At 48.7% G+C, this 16,722-nt stretch carries 13 protein-coding genes; 8 read left to right on the forward strand and 5 right to left on the reverse strand.

The genetic code is table 11. From position 1 onward, the window contains the following. Window positions 1–328: 328 nt before the first annotated feature. On the reverse strand, window positions 329–589 hold the full coding sequence (locus G459_RS0115100) for a hypothetical protein (RefSeq protein WP_026968390.1): 261 nt from the start codon (window positions 587–589) through the stop codon (window positions 329–331). A gap of 239 nt (window positions 590–828) precedes the next feature. On the opposite strand from G459_RS0115100, the gene G459_RS30430 reads away from it, so the two are divergent. The 7 genes from G459_RS30430 to G459_RS27650 all read left to right on the forward strand — a co-directional run bounded on the left by G459_RS30430 (window position 829) and on the right by G459_RS27650 (window position 11,123). Beyond that, on the forward strand, window positions 829–3,006 hold the full coding sequence (locus G459_RS30430) for a tetratricopeptide repeat-containing sensor histidine kinase (RefSeq protein WP_051315251.1): 2,178 nt from the start codon (window positions 829–831) through the stop codon (window positions 3,004–3,006). Between the two features lie 19 nt (window positions 3,007–3,025). Continuing rightward, entirely contained in the window at window positions 3,026–3,403 is a 378-nt protein-coding gene (locus G459_RS0115115) for a response regulator (RefSeq protein WP_026968392.1), read from the forward strand. Between the two features lie 59 nt (window positions 3,404–3,462). Beyond that, window positions 3,463–4,827, forward strand: a complete 1,365-nt coding sequence (locus G459_RS0115120; protein ID WP_026968393.1) for a sensor histidine kinase — start codon at window positions 3,463–3,465, stop codon at window positions 4,825–4,827. 115 nt (window positions 4,828–4,942) lie between these two features. Continuing rightward, window positions 4,943–5,323 carry a response regulator gene (locus G459_RS0115125; RefSeq protein WP_026968394.1) on the forward strand — a complete coding sequence of 127 codons (381 nt, stop codon included), beginning with the start codon at window positions 4,943–4,945 and terminating at the stop codon, window positions 5,321–5,323. A gap of 402 nt (window positions 5,324–5,725) precedes the next feature. Continuing rightward, window positions 5,726–6,106: a response regulator gene (locus tag G459_RS0115130; RefSeq protein ID WP_026968395.1), complete on the forward strand. Its 381-nt coding sequence runs from the start codon at window positions 5,726–5,728 to the stop codon at window positions 6,104–6,106. A 1-nt stretch (window position 6,107) separates the two neighbouring features. Continuing rightward, entirely contained in the window at window positions 6,108–7,148 is a 1,041-nt protein-coding gene (locus G459_RS0115135; protein WP_026968396.1) for an adenylate/guanylate cyclase domain-containing protein, read from the forward strand. A 345-nt stretch (window positions 7,149–7,493) separates the two neighbouring features. Further along, the gene (locus G459_RS27650; RefSeq protein WP_035456099.1) at window positions 7,494–11,123 is read left to right on the forward strand and encodes an amidohydrolase family protein; all 3,630 of its coding nucleotides are present in this window, start codon (window positions 7,494–7,496) and stop codon (window positions 11,121–11,123) included. Window positions 11,124–11,245: 122 nt separating this feature from the next. Here G459_RS27650 and G459_RS27655 read toward each other — a convergent pair whose 3' ends face one another. From G459_RS27655 to G459_RS0115155, 3 genes are all read right to left on the reverse strand, one after another. Further along, entirely contained in the window at window positions 11,246–12,556 is a 1,311-nt protein-coding gene (locus G459_RS27655; protein WP_035456100.1) for an APC family permease, read from the reverse strand. Window positions 12,557–12,627: 71 nt separating this feature from the next. Further along, a complete protein-coding gene (locus tag G459_RS27660) occupies window positions 12,628–13,728 on the reverse strand; it encodes a DUF3500 domain-containing protein (RefSeq protein WP_035456101.1) in 1,101 nt (366 codons plus the stop codon). Between the two features lie 216 nt (window positions 13,729–13,944). Then, on the reverse strand, window positions 13,945–15,063 hold the full coding sequence (locus G459_RS0115155) for a hypothetical protein (protein WP_026968397.1): 1,119 nt from the start codon (window positions 15,061–15,063) through the stop codon (window positions 13,945–13,947). 226 nt (window positions 15,064–15,289) lie between these two features. On the opposite strand from G459_RS0115155, the gene G459_RS27665 reads away from it, so the two are divergent. Beyond that, the gene (locus tag G459_RS27665) at window positions 15,290–15,757 is read left to right on the forward strand and encodes a DUF4251 domain-containing protein (RefSeq protein WP_051315252.1); all 468 of its coding nucleotides are present in this window, start codon (window positions 15,290–15,292) and stop codon (window positions 15,755–15,757) included. A 9-nt stretch (window positions 15,758–15,766) separates the two neighbouring features. On the opposite strand, the gene G459_RS0115165 is transcribed toward G459_RS27665, so the two are convergent. Then, window positions 15,767–16,675, reverse strand: a complete 909-nt coding sequence (locus tag G459_RS0115165; protein ID WP_026968398.1) for a cation diffusion facilitator family transporter — start codon at window positions 16,673–16,675, stop codon at window positions 15,767–15,769. Between the last annotated feature and the right edge of the window lie 47 nt (window positions 16,676–16,722).

The following is a 16,722-nucleotide window of genomic DNA, read 5'->3' on the forward strand; positions in this document are numbered from 1 at the left end:
ACAAATTGGCGCCGGCTGATGTCGGAGACGAGACTTTTCCAGAATTGATGAAAGCTGAAAAATCCAACAAGAACTCAAGCCATTTTTCTGGAAAAGAATCTCGCTTTTTGATAAGAGCGGAAATCCGGTTTTGCTGAGACACTTGCGCTTTGGCCGCCGACAAGGATTTTTGGTGCTTTTCTAAAAAGTAGCCCAGCCCCAGCGATATGAAGCAACAAGTATGGGTGTATATAAAAAAGACTTCAAAAAATCTAAAATGCTACGCATATCGCTAACTGTCTCTTAACAATCCGATGAGCGAGCGAATCTCTGAATTGAAGGCCTGTTTTTACGTTCTGGCGGGATCTACGCTTCTGGTACGAGCCGGATCTACCACCTGCGTTCTGGCAGGATCCACTTCGATCATTCCTCCCCGAGTCGAGCTTTCGGAAGCGTCCGAATCCTCTCTTTGCTCTTCCTCTGTTGGCTCTTCGGCAGACTCTTCATCCCCGCTGTCCTCCTCTCCGTCAGACCGTGATGCAAGGACAAGTGCCGCCACAAGTAAATACTGCTTGGCAAGCTGATTTAGCAGATCGGAATTCTCTCTCATACAATACATAAAATGCAAATTTTATATGCTAAATATAATTTTTTTACTTATAAATCCAAATTATATTACCTCGAATTTGAGTTCATCCACCCCACTTTTTCGACGAAAAGCGATACCAGTAAAATTATGAAATCGAGTATAGCGCAAGCGACACACAGAGCAATAAACCGCGTGAAGGCTCTCCCAAAAAACAATCGGGACAGCCTATCTGGACTTTATGAAAACAAATTATAAAACAGATGAAAGGTCACCGTGGATTTCAGATGAGGCTAAGTCGGAGGGTTGGTTTTTTAGCGGCATTTTTCAACCTCCTGACCGTGTTGGTGAGCCCTGCCCAAACCGCAGAAGGTCTGACTTCAGAGCTACGGAAATTCGAAAACTCACCGGGTTTTGAATCTGATACTACCTATCTCAACAAAGCAAATGAACTGGGATTTTTGCTTGCAGAGAGCAATCCAGACAGCTCTTTGGTTTTTTTGAACTCAACTATCCTCCTTTGCCGGGAGGCCAGCTACAAAAAAGGCGAGGCCGAGGCGTTGAAGATCTACGGCAACGCACTGCAAAACACGGGAGACTTCAAGGGTTCCATTGAGCATTACAATACCGCTCTGGCGATTGCTAGCGAGATTCCGGGCGAGAAGCAAGTCCCTGGGATTTTGAACAACATCGGCTTGGTGAATTATTATCTCGGGAACCACACCCAGGCCCTCAATAACTTCTATGACGCGATCAAACGCGCCGATCTGACAAATAATGCCAATGTCAAAGCCGCCGCGATCAACAATGTGGCAATGATCTATTTTGAACAGGGAAAACTGACGGAGGCGAAAGAAAAGTACCGGGAGACGCTGGCGATCTACCAAGCCATCAACAACCCCGGACGCGTCATCCTAGCGTACAACAACATCGGGGACGTGGAACTCAGGCAAAACAACCCCTTGGAAGCGCTTAACACGCTGAAAATCGGATACCGTGCGGCTTTGGAGCTGAAGAGCCCCGAGTTTATCGAAATGACCTCCAGAACTCTCGCGGATATTTATTCGGCACTCGACAGTTTAGACAAAGCGGAGGCCTTATTTCGAGAGTCGATCTCCATGTCCCGGGAAAATGGCTACGGCGTGCCCCAGGCCCATTCCCTGATCGGTCTGGCAGACCTTTACTATAAAAAAGGAAAGCTGGCTGAAGCGTCTGGCTTTGCAAAAGAGGGACTACAGCAGGCGGAATCCATGGCTCAACCGATGCTGATCCGGAATGCAAACGAACTTCTCTCCAGGATTTACGAGGAGGAGGGCAATTTTGCGGAGGCATTGCAAAGCTTCAAACTGTTCAAATTATTCAACGACAGCATCAACACCTCGCAGGCACAGCGATTGACTGCCTCTTTGGAAGCGGAATACGAGTTTTCGAAGAGGGAGCTCGAATACGAAAAAGCAAGTCTGCGTCAGAAGTGGATCATCTTCTCCACCATTGCCGGGCTGATCGCTTTTCTAATCATCCTATTTGTTGGAAACCAAAACAAAAACCGTCTAAACAAGGCCTATCATGCGCTGCAGGAAAAGACAGCTGAAATCGAAATCAAAAATGAAAAGCTAGAGAAGGCGCTCGATCAACTGAAAGCCACACAGGTCCAGCTGATCCATGCCGAAAAAATGGCTTCACTCGGTGAGCTTACTGCGGGAATTGCACATGAAATTCAGAATCCATTGAACTTCGTCACCAACTTCTCAGAACTGGGTTCGGACATGGTGCAGGAGCTCCGGGAAGAGCGGGCCCGAAAGCCGGAAGAACAAGATCAAAGCTTGCAGGATGAAATCCTCGCCGACATCCAAGTAAATCTGGACAAGATCAATCATCACGGCAAGCGGGCGGATTCGATCGTCAAAGGCATGCTCCAACACAGCCGCACCAGCTCCGGCGAGAAGTTGCCGACAGATATCAATGCGCTAGCCAACGAATACCTCCGTCTTTCCTTCCACGGTTTGAGGGCCAAGGACAAGACTTTTTCAGCAGACTTTCACACCGATTTGGATCCCAATCTTCCAAAGGCAGAGATCGTCGCGCAGGATATTTCGCGGGTATTGATCAACCTGTTCAACAATGCCTTCTACGCCTGCGCCAACGCTGAATTCAGAAAGGAGAATCCCGACGTAAAACCAATGGTCGAGCTCTCCACCAAACTCGTCGGAGACACGGATCGACGCCAGATCCAGATCACCGTCTCGGACAATGGTCCCGGCATCCCCAGTGCGATTGCTGACAAGGTCTTTCAGCCGTTTTTCACCACCAAGCCGAGTGGGCAAGGCACTGGCTTGGGACTCTCTCTGAGCTACGACATCGTCAAAGCCCACGGAGGGGAGTTGAAATTAAAATCAAAGCCTGGGGAGTTAACCACCTTCACCATTTTTTTACCCGTATAAAAAACCTAACTTTTAGCCTATGAAAATCCTTGTTGTCGATGATGAGCGAGATGTAGAAGACCTCTTTCGTCAGAAGTTCCGTAAAGAAATTCGAAATGAAGGCCTTGAGCTCGTCTTTGCTTTTTCAGGAAAAGAAGCCCTTGAAATCCTGGAAACCACTAATCCCCCCCAAGTTGCCAGTGTCTTCTCAGATATCAACATGCCTGGAATGAGCGGGCTCGAAATGCTGGGCATCATCAAAAGCCGTTTTCCCCAGCTCCAGGTCAACATGATCTCTGCCTACGGCGACACGGACAACTACACGCGAGCCATGAGCTCTGGAGCAAAGGGATTCTTCACCAAGCCTGTGGACTTTGAATCTCTGAGAAGGGAAATAGGCGAAATTCTAAGAAGTTGAGTCCTGCGCTTGCCCCATTTTTCCTCCCAATCTAACGCTAAGAAAAGCCACCGAGTCGTATGATCCTGGTCAACCTGATCTCTCTTTTTCTCCTCTACTACCTTAAGAAAAGCTCCGGCCCACAGGGATTTCCGGCACATTTGCATCGGTATTTTAAGTATGGGATGATCGCAGCTGCCGTCCTGATCGCCTTGGGCGTTGCCGCGGCACCTCCGGTAATCTTGTTTCAGTTGCTGTCATTTGTGCTCGTCGGAGGCATCATCTACCTGATCCTGAATACCCCCGAGCTGCAGTACCAAAGGGCACTTGCAATCACCCCTCTTCCGATAGTGGGCGTGCAGCTGTTGGATTATCTGATCAAAACGCTCAGTCCCGGTATTCACGAGGTTATCGAAAATTACCTTGATGCGGCCGGCTTTTTTGCACTGATATGGGCGGTGACGATGTGGCTCAATCATCGCAAGCAGATGAAGGAAGTGGAGATCGAGCGCATCATCTCCAAAGAGCAGGAAAGGCAACTTCGCAGTACTGCCGAACAAAAAATCCAGCTGGAAATGCTTGTAGCCGAGAGAACCTCGGAGATTCTCAACCAAAAAGAGGAACTCCAGCATGCACTTGACCACCTGCGCTCCACGCAGGAGCAGCTCATCCAGCAGGAAAAACTCGCCTCACTCGGACAGCTCACCGCCGGAATCGCTCACGAGATCAAAAACCCGCTCAACTTTGTCAACAATTTCTCAGAGCTCAGCGTGGACTTCCTCCAAGAAATCGGCGAAGAAATGCCGAAAATCGCAGACAGTCCCGAAAAAGAAAACATCCTGGACCTGTTGGAAAATGTCAAGTCAAACCTTGAAAAAATAAGACATCACGGCTCTAGGGCCGACAGCATTGTCAAATCCATGCTCATGCATTCGAGGGGAGGGACGGGTTCCTTGGAGCCTACCGACCTCAATGGGCTGATCCGCGAGTACTCCAATCTCGCCTTTCACGGGATGCGAGCCAATCCCAATCCGATCAATGTGGACATTCAGCTGGCGCTCGATGAGACACTTCCCAAGGTCAGACTCAATGCGGAAGATTTCAGTCGGGTCATCCTCAATCTCGTCAAAAACGCATTCGATGCAATGCGGGACAAGATCAGCGTGAGCGGAAGTGAATACCATGCGAAAGTCCAAATCCGCACCAAAGAACAGGGAGACGACGTTCTGATCGAAGTGGAGGACAACGGCCCCGGGGTGCCGGAACAAATCCGGGACAAGCTGCTGATGCCATTCTTCACCACCAAAAAAGGAACAGAAGGTACCGGACTGGGACTCAGCATCACACACGACATCATCAAGTCGCATGAGGGAACCTTGGAAATAATCTCCGAGGAAGGCAAGTTTACCATCTTCAGGATCTTGATACCCAAGTCGACTGAGTAGTTCCGAACTCGAACCTTGCCTACCGTCGGCTGGCTGGTTTGTTTGAAAATCGAAGGATTTTTCTCAATGAAGTACTTGTTCCGATTTTTTCCATTAAAAGAAAACCAAATTGACTATGAAGATTCTATTTGTTGACGACGAGCGGGATGTGGAGGCACTATTTCGGCAGAAATTCAGAAAGGAGATCAAAAGCGGCGAATTGGAGCTGGCTTTCGCCTTTTCTGGAAAGGAAGCCCTAGAAATACTTGGAGCGGAAAATCCACCGAAATTCGTCTACGTATTCTCCGACATCAATATGCCCGGCATGAGCGGATTGCAGTTGTTGGAGGAAATTAAATCGCGGTTTCCAATGATGCGGGTAAGTATGATCTCGGCTTATGGCGACAGTGAAAACTATGACAAGGCAATAAGCTCCGGAGCAAAAGGATTCTTCACGAAGCCGGTAGATTTTGAGCGACTCAAGGAAGAGATTGCCGCTTTGAATGAAGGCAGTTGATTGGACGTTGTGTGAGGAACTTGTCATATAAATTCGGCAAGTTTTAATACTCGACGAGGGCAGAATCGAGGCGTGATCATCAACTGTAAAAAGAACCACGAGATCTACCCCGCTTTATAAAATTTTGGCAAAAACCGCTTTTGGTAGTGTACTCGACAAAATATCTGCTGTAGGATCGGAATATAGGTTTAAATTAGTGGACTAGACCCTGGATCTTGGAGTGAGGTAAAATTAGACGCTGAAGATAGCAGAATCGGCATGCCCGAGGAAAAAGGAAAGGATCCCTGAGCATTTTTATCTTAGTTCGAGATATCTCCAAGCTAGCGCTGCAGCATACCGTCAGCGGCAAGCCATCCAGATTCAGGAGTTTATTACCCAACGAAACACCTTAGCTTTTTTCTTATGAAGATCTTAATAGTCGACGATGAGCAGGATGTAGAGATCATGTTTCTCCAAAAATTCCGAAGAGAAATCAAGAGCAAACTTCTGGAGGTTGAATTTGCCTTTTCCGGCCAACAGGCGCTGGATATCTTGGGCAAATCCGGCTCGCCGGACGTCGTCTACGTCTTTTCAGATATCAACATGCCCGGAATGAGCGGACTCGAGCTTCTCTCCAGCATCAAAGACCGATTTCCCCACATCTTGGTCAGCATGATATCGGCCTATGGCGACAAAGAAAATTACAACAAAGCAATCAACTCGGGTGCGAAGGGATTTTTTACCAAACCGGTCGACTTCGAGTCCCTTAAAAATGAAATAGCAGAATTGCTAACCAATAAATAATATGGCAAAAATACTGGTAGTCGATGACGAAGAGGATTTGGAGATGCTTTTCAGGCAAAAGTATCGCCAAAAAATCCGGGCCGGAGAATACGAAATGCTATTTGCGCTCAATGGACAACTCGCAATGGACACACTCAGAGACCACCCCGACGTGGACATGATCCTGAGTGACATCAATATGCCTGTGATGGATGGACTCACCCTCCTGTCCAACACCAAGGAAAAAAATCCGCTGGTCAAAACAATCATCATATCTGCCTACGGGGACATGGAAAATATCCGCAAGGCAATGAATCTCGGTGCATTTGACTTTGTGACCAAGCCGGTGGACTTTCAGGACCTGGAGATCACCATCGAAAAAACCCTCAGCTACATCAGCCAGATCAAAGACACGCTACAGGCCATGAGGGAAAACAACATCCTGAGAATGTACGTGGACGAGACTGTACTCAACTTCATGGGAGGCAAAGAAATCGAATCTGCCCTTATGGAAAATGAGACCATAGACGCCACGGTAGCATTTATCGACCTGGTTGGATTTACCAAAATCTCAGAAAACGAAGACCCAAACACCGTCGTCGGACTACTCAACGAATACTTTGACCTGATGGTCAGGGAGATCATTGACCAAAAAGGAAGTGTGGACAAGTTCATCGGAGACGCGGTCATGGCGGTATTCCTCGGCCCGGATCATCTCAGCCGGGCAATCAATGCCTGCCTGGCGATTCGGCAAAAAATGGACGCAATCCCGGAATATTCCACAAAGACCCATTTCAAGCCACAGGTATCCATCGGCATCAATGCCGGAGAGATGGTCTCTGGCAACATCGGCTCCAAATCTCTGAAACGCCTCGACTACACCGTCATCGGTGACGCAGTCAATATCGCGTCGCGCCTGCAAAGTGCCGCCAACCCCAGCCAAATCCTGATCTTGGATCGTTGTGCAGAGATGGTGAAGGACAAGTTTGAGTTGCGTCCCGTGGGAGAGATGAATCTGAAAAATAAAGCGAACGCGGTGACGGTTTTTGAAGTCTTGGCCTAGATCGCCCTGGATTAATGTCACTCTTCCGCAAAAACCCTTGAGCTTTTATATCAATCCCGAAGCCGATCCAATCTAGAGAGTGGGATTCCCATCCGGAAAAACTGGAAATCGTCACCATTTCCAGCATAATTCTAAACCCTCAGGATCAATAGAATTAGCTACTCCGACTCGACGGTTTGGTCTTCGGACTAGCGGAAGAACTTCTAGTCCAGCAAATCCTCCTTCCTCCGCCGAAAAATATAATTTCGAAAAACGTCCGAATTCGATCTATTTTCTCCATACCGTCAGTGGATATTGCAAAAAACAAAAGATTCCCATTAGATTAATTGCCCAAATCCAAATGATATGAGAAAACTTACCCAACCCGCATTTTTGGTTGCTCTTGGTGTTTCCTTCAGCGTCGCGGCGATGGTTCCTAAGTCAGAAGGAGAGCTTCTTTCCCTGAAAAAAGATACCAATGCCCCAGCTGATTCGGTCAAAAAAGACAGCCTAAACTATCCAAAATTTAAAGACCTACCACTCAATCCAGAGCGAGAGGTCAAATTCACCGCCACGGAAGGCACTTGGATGAGTGTCGATGTGAGCCCAGACGGCCGAACCATCGCCTTTGATCTCATGGGCGACATCTACACCCTTCCGATCGAAGGAGGTAAGGCAATTCCACTCACTTCAGGAATTGCCTACGAAACACATCCTCGGTTTTCCCCGGATGGAGACAAAATCCTGTTCACTTCCGACCGCGCCGGAAGTGACAACCTCTGGTATATCGATACAGCAAAAAAAGATACCGCCCAGATCACCAAAGACAAAAACGGCGATGTACCGAGCGCCTATTGGACACCGGATGGAGAATACATCATCGTGGCAAAAGGCCGGAGAATTACCAAGCTCTGGATGTATCACAAAGACGGCGGTGGAGGGATTCAACTCAATGAAAATCCCGCCACGATGAAGACCATCGACCCGGTCGTAAGCCCGGACGGTAAAAAGATCTACTTTTCGCAGCGATTCGGTTCTTGGAACTACAACGCCCTCCTGCCTCAATACCAAATCGGCACCTACGACTTTGAAAAGGGAGAAATGGCCAGCATTACTTCCCGATACGGTTCTGCTTTCACCCCGACGCTCAGCAAAGACGGCCAGTGGATGGTGTATGGCACCCGCTGGGAAGATAAGACCGGCCTGGTACTCAGAAATCTGAAAACGGGCGATGAAAAATGGCTCGCCTATCCCGTCCAACGCGATGAGCAGGAATCCATCGCTCCACAGGGAGTGCTTCCGGCGATGGCTTTCACTCCTGACAGCAAGTCCGTTATTGCATCCTATGGGGGCAAAATCTGGAAACTTGCCGTTGACGGTAGCCCTGCTGTGGAGATTCCTTTTGAGGCAGATGTGAAGCTGGCCATGGGACCACGGCTCTATTTCAACTACGCCGTCAAAGATACGACCGCAAAGCTTGCCACCCAGATTCGCGACGCAACTCCTTCTCCTGACGGGAAAAAGCTCGCCTTCACCGTACTCGACAGATTGTATGTCATGGACTATCCAGGCGGTAACCCCACCCGAGTCAGCACCAACGAATTCACCGAAGCGATGCCTTCCTGGAGTCCAGATGGTACGCAGTTGGTCTTCACGACCTGGGACGAAAAGAAGGGCGGCCAGCTCTACAAAGCCTCTGTGGGCGGTAGAGGCGGAGTCAGCCAATTGACTACAGAATCAGCCCTATACTACTCTCCAGTCTGGGGACCAAACAACAAGATCGTGGTCTACAAAGGCTCCAACCGACTTCTTCAGGAATCAGAAGGCCCCGGAGTCAGTGGTGCCGAAGCACTTTTGGTTTGGATACCTGCATCCGGTGGACCATTCCGAAAAATCATGGATGCGGGAAACTACGGCAATCCGCATTTCACTCAAGATACCAGCAGAATCTTCCTCAATGGTTCCGGAGGCGCCTTGCTGAGCGTCAAGTGGGATGGCACGGATGAAAAAGTCTACGCCAAGATCACCGGCATCACGCCTTTTGGCTCTGCCGCCGATCCGCACGCAGACCATGAGCATGCCAGCCTGGAGGAAGCATCAACTGTCCGCTATGTGATGGGCAAACCGATCTCCAATGCAGACGCGGTCAACTACTGCATGCTTCCAGAGGGAGCCAATTCCCGCGAACCTCAGATGATGCCCGCCAGTGCCAGCACCATCCTCATGGCTCCCGTCGGCGACAAGGCCTTGGCTCAAGTGAACAACAATGTGTATGTGGTGACCATTCCCAAGGCAGGCAAAGTGCCTACGATCAATGTGGCCGAGCCAGCAAGCAGCAATTTCCCTTCTCGTCAACTGACAGAAATAGGCGGCGAATGGCCGGCTTGGGAGGCTAGCGGAAAAAAGGTCCACTGGTCTCTCGGCAACGGGCATTGGATCTATGATTTGGATCGGGCTGAGGCGGTAGAAGATTCTGTCAAAGCTGCGAAGAAATCAAAAACGTTGGCAGACGCAGACAGCGTCTCAGCGCTCAAAGCGCGTGGAGAAGATGCAGTAAAGCTTGCGGACTCTTTGGCAAAGGCAGATAAAAAACGAATCGATTCTCTGTTTAAAGCAGACAAGACATTGGCTAAAGCAGACAGCCTTCACAAAGCCCAGCTGAAAGAAAAAGAATCCTACAAACCCGCCGAAAATCAGGTCAAAGTATATTTCGCCAAAGACACTCCAAAGGGAAGTATCCTGTTGAAAAACGCCAGGATCCTCACCATGAAAGGCTCAGAGGTCATCGAAAACGGTGATATCCTGATCGAAAACAACCGAATCAAGGCAGTGGGCGCTACTGGAACTCTGGACGCAGGAGATGCGGAAGTCATCGACGCATCGGGCAAAACAATCACCCCCGGATTCATCGATACTCACGCACACATGTGGCCTACTTGGGGGCTGCACAAGAACACCGTATGGATCTATGCAGCAAACCTCGCCTACGGAGTCACGACCACCCGTGATCCTCAAACCGCCACCACAGATGTCCTGACGTATGGAGATATGGTCGAGGCAGGCATGGTACCGGGACCAAGGGTCTATTCCACAGGACCGGGGGTTGGCTATTGGATGTACAACATGAAGTCCCTCGAGCAAACCAAAAGTGTGCTCAAGCAGTATAGCAAATATTACAACACCCAGTACATCAAGATGTACCTGGTCGGAAATAGACAGGCACGTCAGTGGGTGATCATGGCTGCCAAGGAGCAGGAACTGATGCCGACGACCGAAGGCGGCTTGGATTACAAATTGAATATGACGCAGCTCTTTGACGGATACCCCGGTCATGAGCATGCGATTCCGATCTATCCATTGTACAGTGATGTGACCAAAACCATTGCGGAAAGCAAGATGGCCTACACGCCTACTTTACTGGTAGCCTACGGTGGTCCTTGGGCTGAAAACTTCTACTACACGACAGAAAGCCCGCTGCACGATCCAAAGCTGAACAGATTCACGCCGTACGATGAAATGAACTCCAAAGCTCGGAGAAGAGTAGGAGGACTGGGAGGCTGGTTTGCCCCGGAAGATCACGTGTTCACAAAGCACGCAAAAGCGGTAAATTCCGTCGTATCGCAGGGTGGCCTTGCAGGCATAGGATCTCACGGACAGTTGCAGGGACTTGGCTACCATTGGGAGCTTTGGTCTGTGGCCAGTGGAGGCATGAGCAACCTCGAAGCAATCAAGGTGGCGACTATCCTCGGAGCGGAAGCGCTCGGGCTTGATCAGGATCTTGGAAGTATCGAAGCCGGAAAGCTTGCCGATCTGGTGATTATGGACAAAAATCCTTTGGAAAGCATCCGAAACACCAATACCATCTCACACGTCGTGAAAAACGGACGGGTGTACGACGGAAACACGCTCGATGAAATCCTTCCCACTCCAAGAAAACTCGATGTCAGCTCCTGGACCAAAGAGGCACCAAAAGTGACTACGACGGTGATCGATTGATTTTGCTCACTTTCTATTCAAAACCCAGTCAGGATTCCCTTGACTGGGTTTTTCTTTCTTGAGAATCGAATCACTTTATCATAAAAAGGTAAATCTTCCCGCCAGGTGCTATTTGCCGGCTCCTAAAAAACTGAGTCTTTCTTTGGGCGAAAATAGGAGAGCAGGAAATAGATCACAGCCAACACTCCGATGAAAACAAGTATTCCAATCTTTTCAAACCCACTCAAGTTGGATAGGAAAAAAAGAATAATCCCCGCAGAAAGGACCGGGATCGTATATCCAAAAGGCAGCTTGAACTCCCCTGGAGTGTGCCCATGTTTTCTCCGAAGTTTGATCACAGCCAGCGAAACACCAAAGTAAACCAATAGCATACTTGCTGAGGCGATCACCGCCAATTGCTTAAATCCGCCGGTTGCAGCGGTGATGAAACCAATGCCTGCGTAAACCAGAATGGCCAGATGCGGGGTCTTAAACTTGTGATGGACGATTGCCAGCTTGTCGATTGGAATCACCCGATCACTGGCCAGACCAAAAATCACCCGCGGAAGATTCAGGATTTCTCCGCTCAGCATTCCGAACATGGAGATCCCTGCACCGAGGATCAGAATTGTATAGCCGATTGGGCCAAAGACAATATTTGCGGCCTGAGCCAAAGGAGCTTCCTTGAACAGTGGCAGTTCGCTTCCCAATATCCCTTGGGCAACGGTCTGAATCAGAATGTAAAGCAGTAAGACAAAGGAAATCCCGATGAATATGGCTTTAGGCACCGTTTTCTGCGGGTTTTTGATCTCTCCTCCCACGATCAATCCCGTATCTCCTCCCTGAAACGCGAAGAACAAAATCAGCGAGGCCGTGCCAAACTGCTCCAAAGTCGGCGTAGTATCCCAGCTTAAATCAGCAAAAGAAACATCTTTCCAACCAAAGAAAATCAGGAGCAATATCGGGGTCAACTTGGCGACTGTGTTGATTTTGACCAAGCCAATTCCCTGTTTTACCCCAAGGACATTCAGTGTGGCTAATCCCGAAAAAATCAGAAATAGTAATACGAAACGCCCATAGGCATTTTTGAAAAGCGGGAATGCCAGTCCGATTAAGTCCACCAAGGCATTGGCAACCGCCGCGTCGGAAAAGGCAGACCCCAAAACCAGAAAAACCGCGGCCAAAAATCCCGCAAAAGGCCCAAAGGCCGTTTCCACGTAGGCATAACCACCCCCAGATTTGGTGACTTTACTCCCTGCTTCCGCAAAGCAAAGCATCACCAAGGCAATCAGAAATCCACAAAACAAATAAACCGTAATGCCAGACGCGCCCATCGTTTCGGCAATGATCGCCGGCAAGACAAAAATTCCCGCGCCCACGATAATGTTGACAATATTGGCTGAGAGTCCCCAGACACCGATTTCCCGTACTAGCTCTTCATTTTTTTTTATCATCGAATCGGCATGCGTTTCATGAGATTTTGATCGGTCTCTTGTTGGTCAAAAAAATAAGCTTCTGCAGCGATTCAGTGCTTATGCTCCATCCTGTGCTTTTTCAGGATGTCCTCGCCAAAATCGTTTCCTTTTTCCCGCCAAATGGTATGAATGTGGTTGGCATTGTCCTGAAAGCCGACATTGTCGTATTCGATCAGGAAGTCGGGACTGTGGACCACATAGTAGTGCGCCTTCATCGGCTCATAGCTTCCTATCCAGGCAAAGTACACTTCCTGCACTCCACGCGCGTGGAATTTGGCGAGGTATTCTTCGGCCTTCTCGTGCTCCAGATTTCCGATAAATTCCTCAATCAGGTAGTGTAAGATCTTTAGTTGCTTTTCGTTGAGTTCAGATCCTTTAATCCCCTGATACTCCTCCAGCCATTGGGGGCGATCCGGACTGGTGATGATGTCTCCCGGGACTTTTTCACTCACGGTTGCCTTGCGTTTTTGGTCTTCATCCAGAGAATTAATCAGTAGAAAACCATAGTCTTCCTCTTTACTCAGTGGTCTGAGTCCGGCATATTGAGTTGCCTCGACCACTGCGGGATCGGAGCCCAAAAACAGCGGCGTCATCGAAAAGGTATCGCCCGTCACAGTAAGATTGACCGAGATGTGATGGCCTTCCAACTTGAGGCCCCAGATGTCATCGGTTTCGGGATTCCCTGCAAGGGCGATAAAATAATTCCCATAGTCCCAATTGAGTTTTCTGATAAATCCCATGCTTTCCTCACTGACTTTGCCCTGCTGAAACTGAATTTCAAAAAGTTCATGAAGGATATCGTCCACTTGCATGATTGCGAAGGTTTTCAAGTAACCCTGAGAGCTGAATATTGAACTTAGGACTTTGTGAAAAGCGATCTTGCTCTGGTCGCTGAGGTCGCCGAAGCGAAGGCCGGTTCTTGGCGCCAAGCCGATGGGCAGATTTGTCCATTCGGTCCGGGCCGAATCCATAAAGGAGATCTCCGCCAGGGATCTTTCTTCCGGACTTAGAGTCTCCCAAAAATTTACTGTGGCCCTTTTCAGGTCAGAAACCTCCTGTGCATGGATGTTTTGGTAGCTGACAAGGAAAAATAAAAAGGCTGAGAGGCAGACCTTTTTGAAGAACGGAAAATACAGAGCCAACCGAGTCATAGTTGATTTGGAATATTTTAGAATCAGTGAAGAGCAGAGGGGTAATTGAACGTGTCAAGTTCCAGAAGTTGGCTATTGGGAAGATATGAAAAAATGCCAAATCTATTTTCCTGTTTTCGAGGGGTCGGCGCTAATGTAAAAAAGCCAATGGAGGCAGTCCATTGGCTTGATGTAATATTGAAATCCCTAAATGATTTGCTGAAGTCGACCGTTTGATCAGAGTCCAAATCGATACTGAACTCCCGCGATGACCTGCGTTCGGGAGCCCAAAAACCCACCTTCTCCACGCACCATAAAATGCTTGCTGAACTGATATTGGCCTCCCACAATGAAGTTCCACATATCCGCCGGGCGCTTGTCCATGGAGTATTGGACCGTTGAACTTTCGATAGTGCTGACCGCTCCATCTGCAGCCACCAATATATTACTGGCTCTTTCCAAGATATCATTTGCTTTGCTGTACTTGGCTTTATTAATCGGATTGTTTTGTTCTACCGGACTGAGGCCGTCCCACCAGGTGTCCACCTTTATTTGTGCGCTTTCGACTTTTTCAATACCGTCATCAATTCTTCCTCCAAGGGATCCGTCGGGAAACACGTCACTCAGAGGAATCGAACCGTTGGTTTCCGAACTTAAGTGTACTCTAAATCCCCCAACCCACACAGTCACGGCTTTTTCATCTTTTAGCCTGAAATTCTTTCCAAAGCGGGGCCCAAACACAAAGGTTTTGGCGGGCTTGGCAAGCTGTGGCACATCCGTCCAGGCCACATTCATATCCAAGGCCATAAATCCTCCTCCGATACCGATCGTCGGGGTCATACCCAAGCCAAACGTGGTTGCATTGAATTCAACCGTAGAGCCGGCAGTCAGTACTTCCGTAAAATTATTGTCCCCGTCAGGTAGCCAAAGACCGAAACCGATGTCTGTGCTTGCCTGAGATTTTCCCAAAATCCCGTAAATATTCAAGAACGGCAGCAGCCAGATATCAGGCCTCACTGTTATCGCCCCGGCAGAGGCTACCGCTTTGTTGAAGCGAATGAGTTCGTCCACGTCGTACATTTGACCACCATTGAATCCAATCATTATGTTTTCGATGATAATGTCAGATTGCTGACCAAAATACTGAACACTCACACCGGCAGAATAAGGCAACTCAAATCCTGCCCCGGCCGCCTTATCTCCCAAAATAGGAAGCGCATACGGATATTCAGCCATCTTGACGCTGTCAATGACCCTTTTCTGTTTTTCCCCAACTGGCTTGTTGGAGAAAACCTGGGCCTCAGTCAATCCTAGAGATAAAACAAGAGCACATCCCAGTAGAAGTATTCGTCTCATAATAGTGGTACGGTAAAAAGGAACTAGATAAAATTATTGATCCAATCAAAGGTATAGGGGCTACTTGCCAATAAACATGACGAAAGTCAGGTTTGTAAACCACCGCTTTCAAAAGCGCTTTTATCTTTGGCAACGACCTTACGGCTAGGGAAGATCTGGAACGCAAAGGAATTATTTCAATAAAAATCTGATTAAATTAATCGCCTATTCAAACTGTCCAAAAAGTATGAAAAAACTGGCTATTCTCCTTATGCTCTGCCTTTGCTTTAGCTTCCTGACTAAAGCTCAGAAGGTCGATCCCGAAAAAGTAAAGGCAGCTGTCGACTCCAAAACCTTCGTCTTTCTAGGGCGCCAGGCGACCGGAATGCGCGGGAGGTCCATCCAACTAGATCCGGGATACACACTCAATGTGAGTCCGGAAAAAGTCGTAGCCGATTTGCCTTTCTTCGGAAGAGCCTACTCATCTACTCCCGGCTCCACCGACGGCGGATTGAAATTTGATTTTAGCGAGTATACCTACGAGGTCAAACCCCGCAAGAAAGGCGGCTGGGATATCACCATTGAGCCTACTCAGCAGAACGACATCCGATCCATCTTCCTGACGATCCAAGAGACGGGCAACGCGTCGCTTCGAATCACCAGCAACAGCCGGGAGGGTATGTCTTACACCGGTATCCTGCAGTTGGAAGAGTAGGCGCTAGCTTCATGAGTCGCTACATTCTTGCTCGTGAAGCAAAACGCAGTCTTCCTCGTCTATCTCCGTCTCAATTGTATAATGCTCAAAGGGATGTTTCTTCATGATCTCTTTGAGCTTATTTTTTACTTCCAAAATCTCGTTGATAGAGCTGACAGGCTTGAGTTTCACATGGGTGGTAAACACGTGATGCTCTCCGTCCAATGACCAAATGTGGGTATGGTGAGTAGATTCCACATTGGTGATCTCCCTTATTTCAGCTTCGATGGCAGACTTATCCACATCCGCTGGCTTGCCCTGAAGAAATAGAAAAACCGTCTCCTGCAGTCGCTTCAATACATTCCACAGGATATAGAGCGAGATCAGCAGCGAAAGCGCCGGATCCAAATATGGACTTGGGTAAAAAAGCATCACAATCGAAACGAGCATCACGGCAGCCCAACCCAGCACGTCCTCGATCAGATGCCAGGATATCACCCGTTCATTGAGGGTTTTGCCATGACTTACTTTCCAGGCCGCATAGCCGTTCACAGCCACACCAAGAATGGCAAAGTAGAGCATCCCCTTGGCATCAGAGGGTTCGGGATGAAGGAGTCGCAGGATTGCCTCCCGGATCACAAAAACTGACCCCAAGATCAGGACGATGGCATTGATCAGCGCACCTAAAAGTGAAAATCGGCGGTAGCCAAAGGAATATCTCTCTGTTGCCTTCCTCTTCGAAAGGCTATCCAGCCGCCAGGATGTCCCCAGAGAAATCGTGTCTCCCAGGTCGTGCACCGCATCGGACACGATCGAGACGCTATTCACATACCAGCCTCCGATGAGTTCCAGGATCGTAAAAGTGAGATTGAGGAAAAATGCGGCTTTCAGGCCGCCTCCCGAATCGTGAGCATGGTGGTGGTGGTGATCGTGTGCCATTGCTTTAAAGATAGCGGCTTTTCGAAAACGATGGATTTATGCACATT

Source organism: Algoriphagus terrigena DSM 22685 (assembly GCF_000429445.1).
In the GTDB taxonomy this organism is placed as follows: Bacteria; Bacteroidota; Bacteroidia; order Cytophagales; family Cyclobacteriaceae; genus Algoriphagus; species Algoriphagus terrigena.

Coding starts and splice junctions, on each gene's coding strand:
- G459_RS0115155 (WP_026968397.1), bottom strand. CDS start 15,063: ATGAGACGAATACTTCTACTGGGATGTGCTCTTGTTTTATCTCTAGGA.
- G459_RS27650 (WP_035456099.1), top strand. CDS start 7,494: ATGAGAAAACTTACCCAACCCGCATTTTTGGTTGCTCTTGGTGTTTCC.
- G459_RS0115115 (WP_026968392.1), top strand. CDS start 3,026: ATGAAAATCCTTGTTGTCGATGATGAGCGAGATGTAGAAGACCTCTTT.
- G459_RS0115125 (WP_026968394.1), top strand. CDS start 4,943: ATGAAGATTCTATTTGTTGACGACGAGCGGGATGTGGAGGCACTATTT.
- G459_RS27665 (WP_051315252.1), top strand. CDS start 15,290: ATGAAAAAACTGGCTATTCTCCTTATGCTCTGCCTTTGCTTTAGCTTC.
- G459_RS27655 (WP_035456100.1), bottom strand. CDS start 12,556: ATGATAAAAAAAAATGAAGAGCTAGTACGGGAAATCGGTGTCTGGGGA.
- G459_RS0115130 (WP_026968395.1), top strand. CDS start 5,726: ATGAAGATCTTAATAGTCGACGATGAGCAGGATGTAGAGATCATGTTT.
- G459_RS30430 (WP_051315251.1), top strand. CDS start 829: ATGAAAGGTCACCGTGGATTTCAGATGAGGCTAAGTCGGAGGGTTGGT.
- G459_RS0115120 (WP_026968393.1), top strand. CDS start 3,463: ATGATCCTGGTCAACCTGATCTCTCTTTTTCTCCTCTACTACCTTAAG.
- G459_RS0115165 (WP_026968398.1), bottom strand. CDS start 16,675: ATGGCACACGATCACCACCACCACCATGCTCACGATTCGGGAGGCGGC.
- G459_RS27660 (WP_035456101.1), bottom strand. CDS start 13,728: ATGACTCGGTTGGCTCTGTATTTTCCGTTCTTCAAAAAGGTCTGCCTC.
- G459_RS0115100 (WP_026968390.1), bottom strand. CDS start 589: ATGAGAGAGAATTCCGATCTGCTAAATCAGCTTGCCAAGCAGTATTTA.
- G459_RS0115135 (WP_026968396.1), top strand. CDS start 6,108: ATGGCAAAAATACTGGTAGTCGATGACGAAGAGGATTTGGAGATGCTT.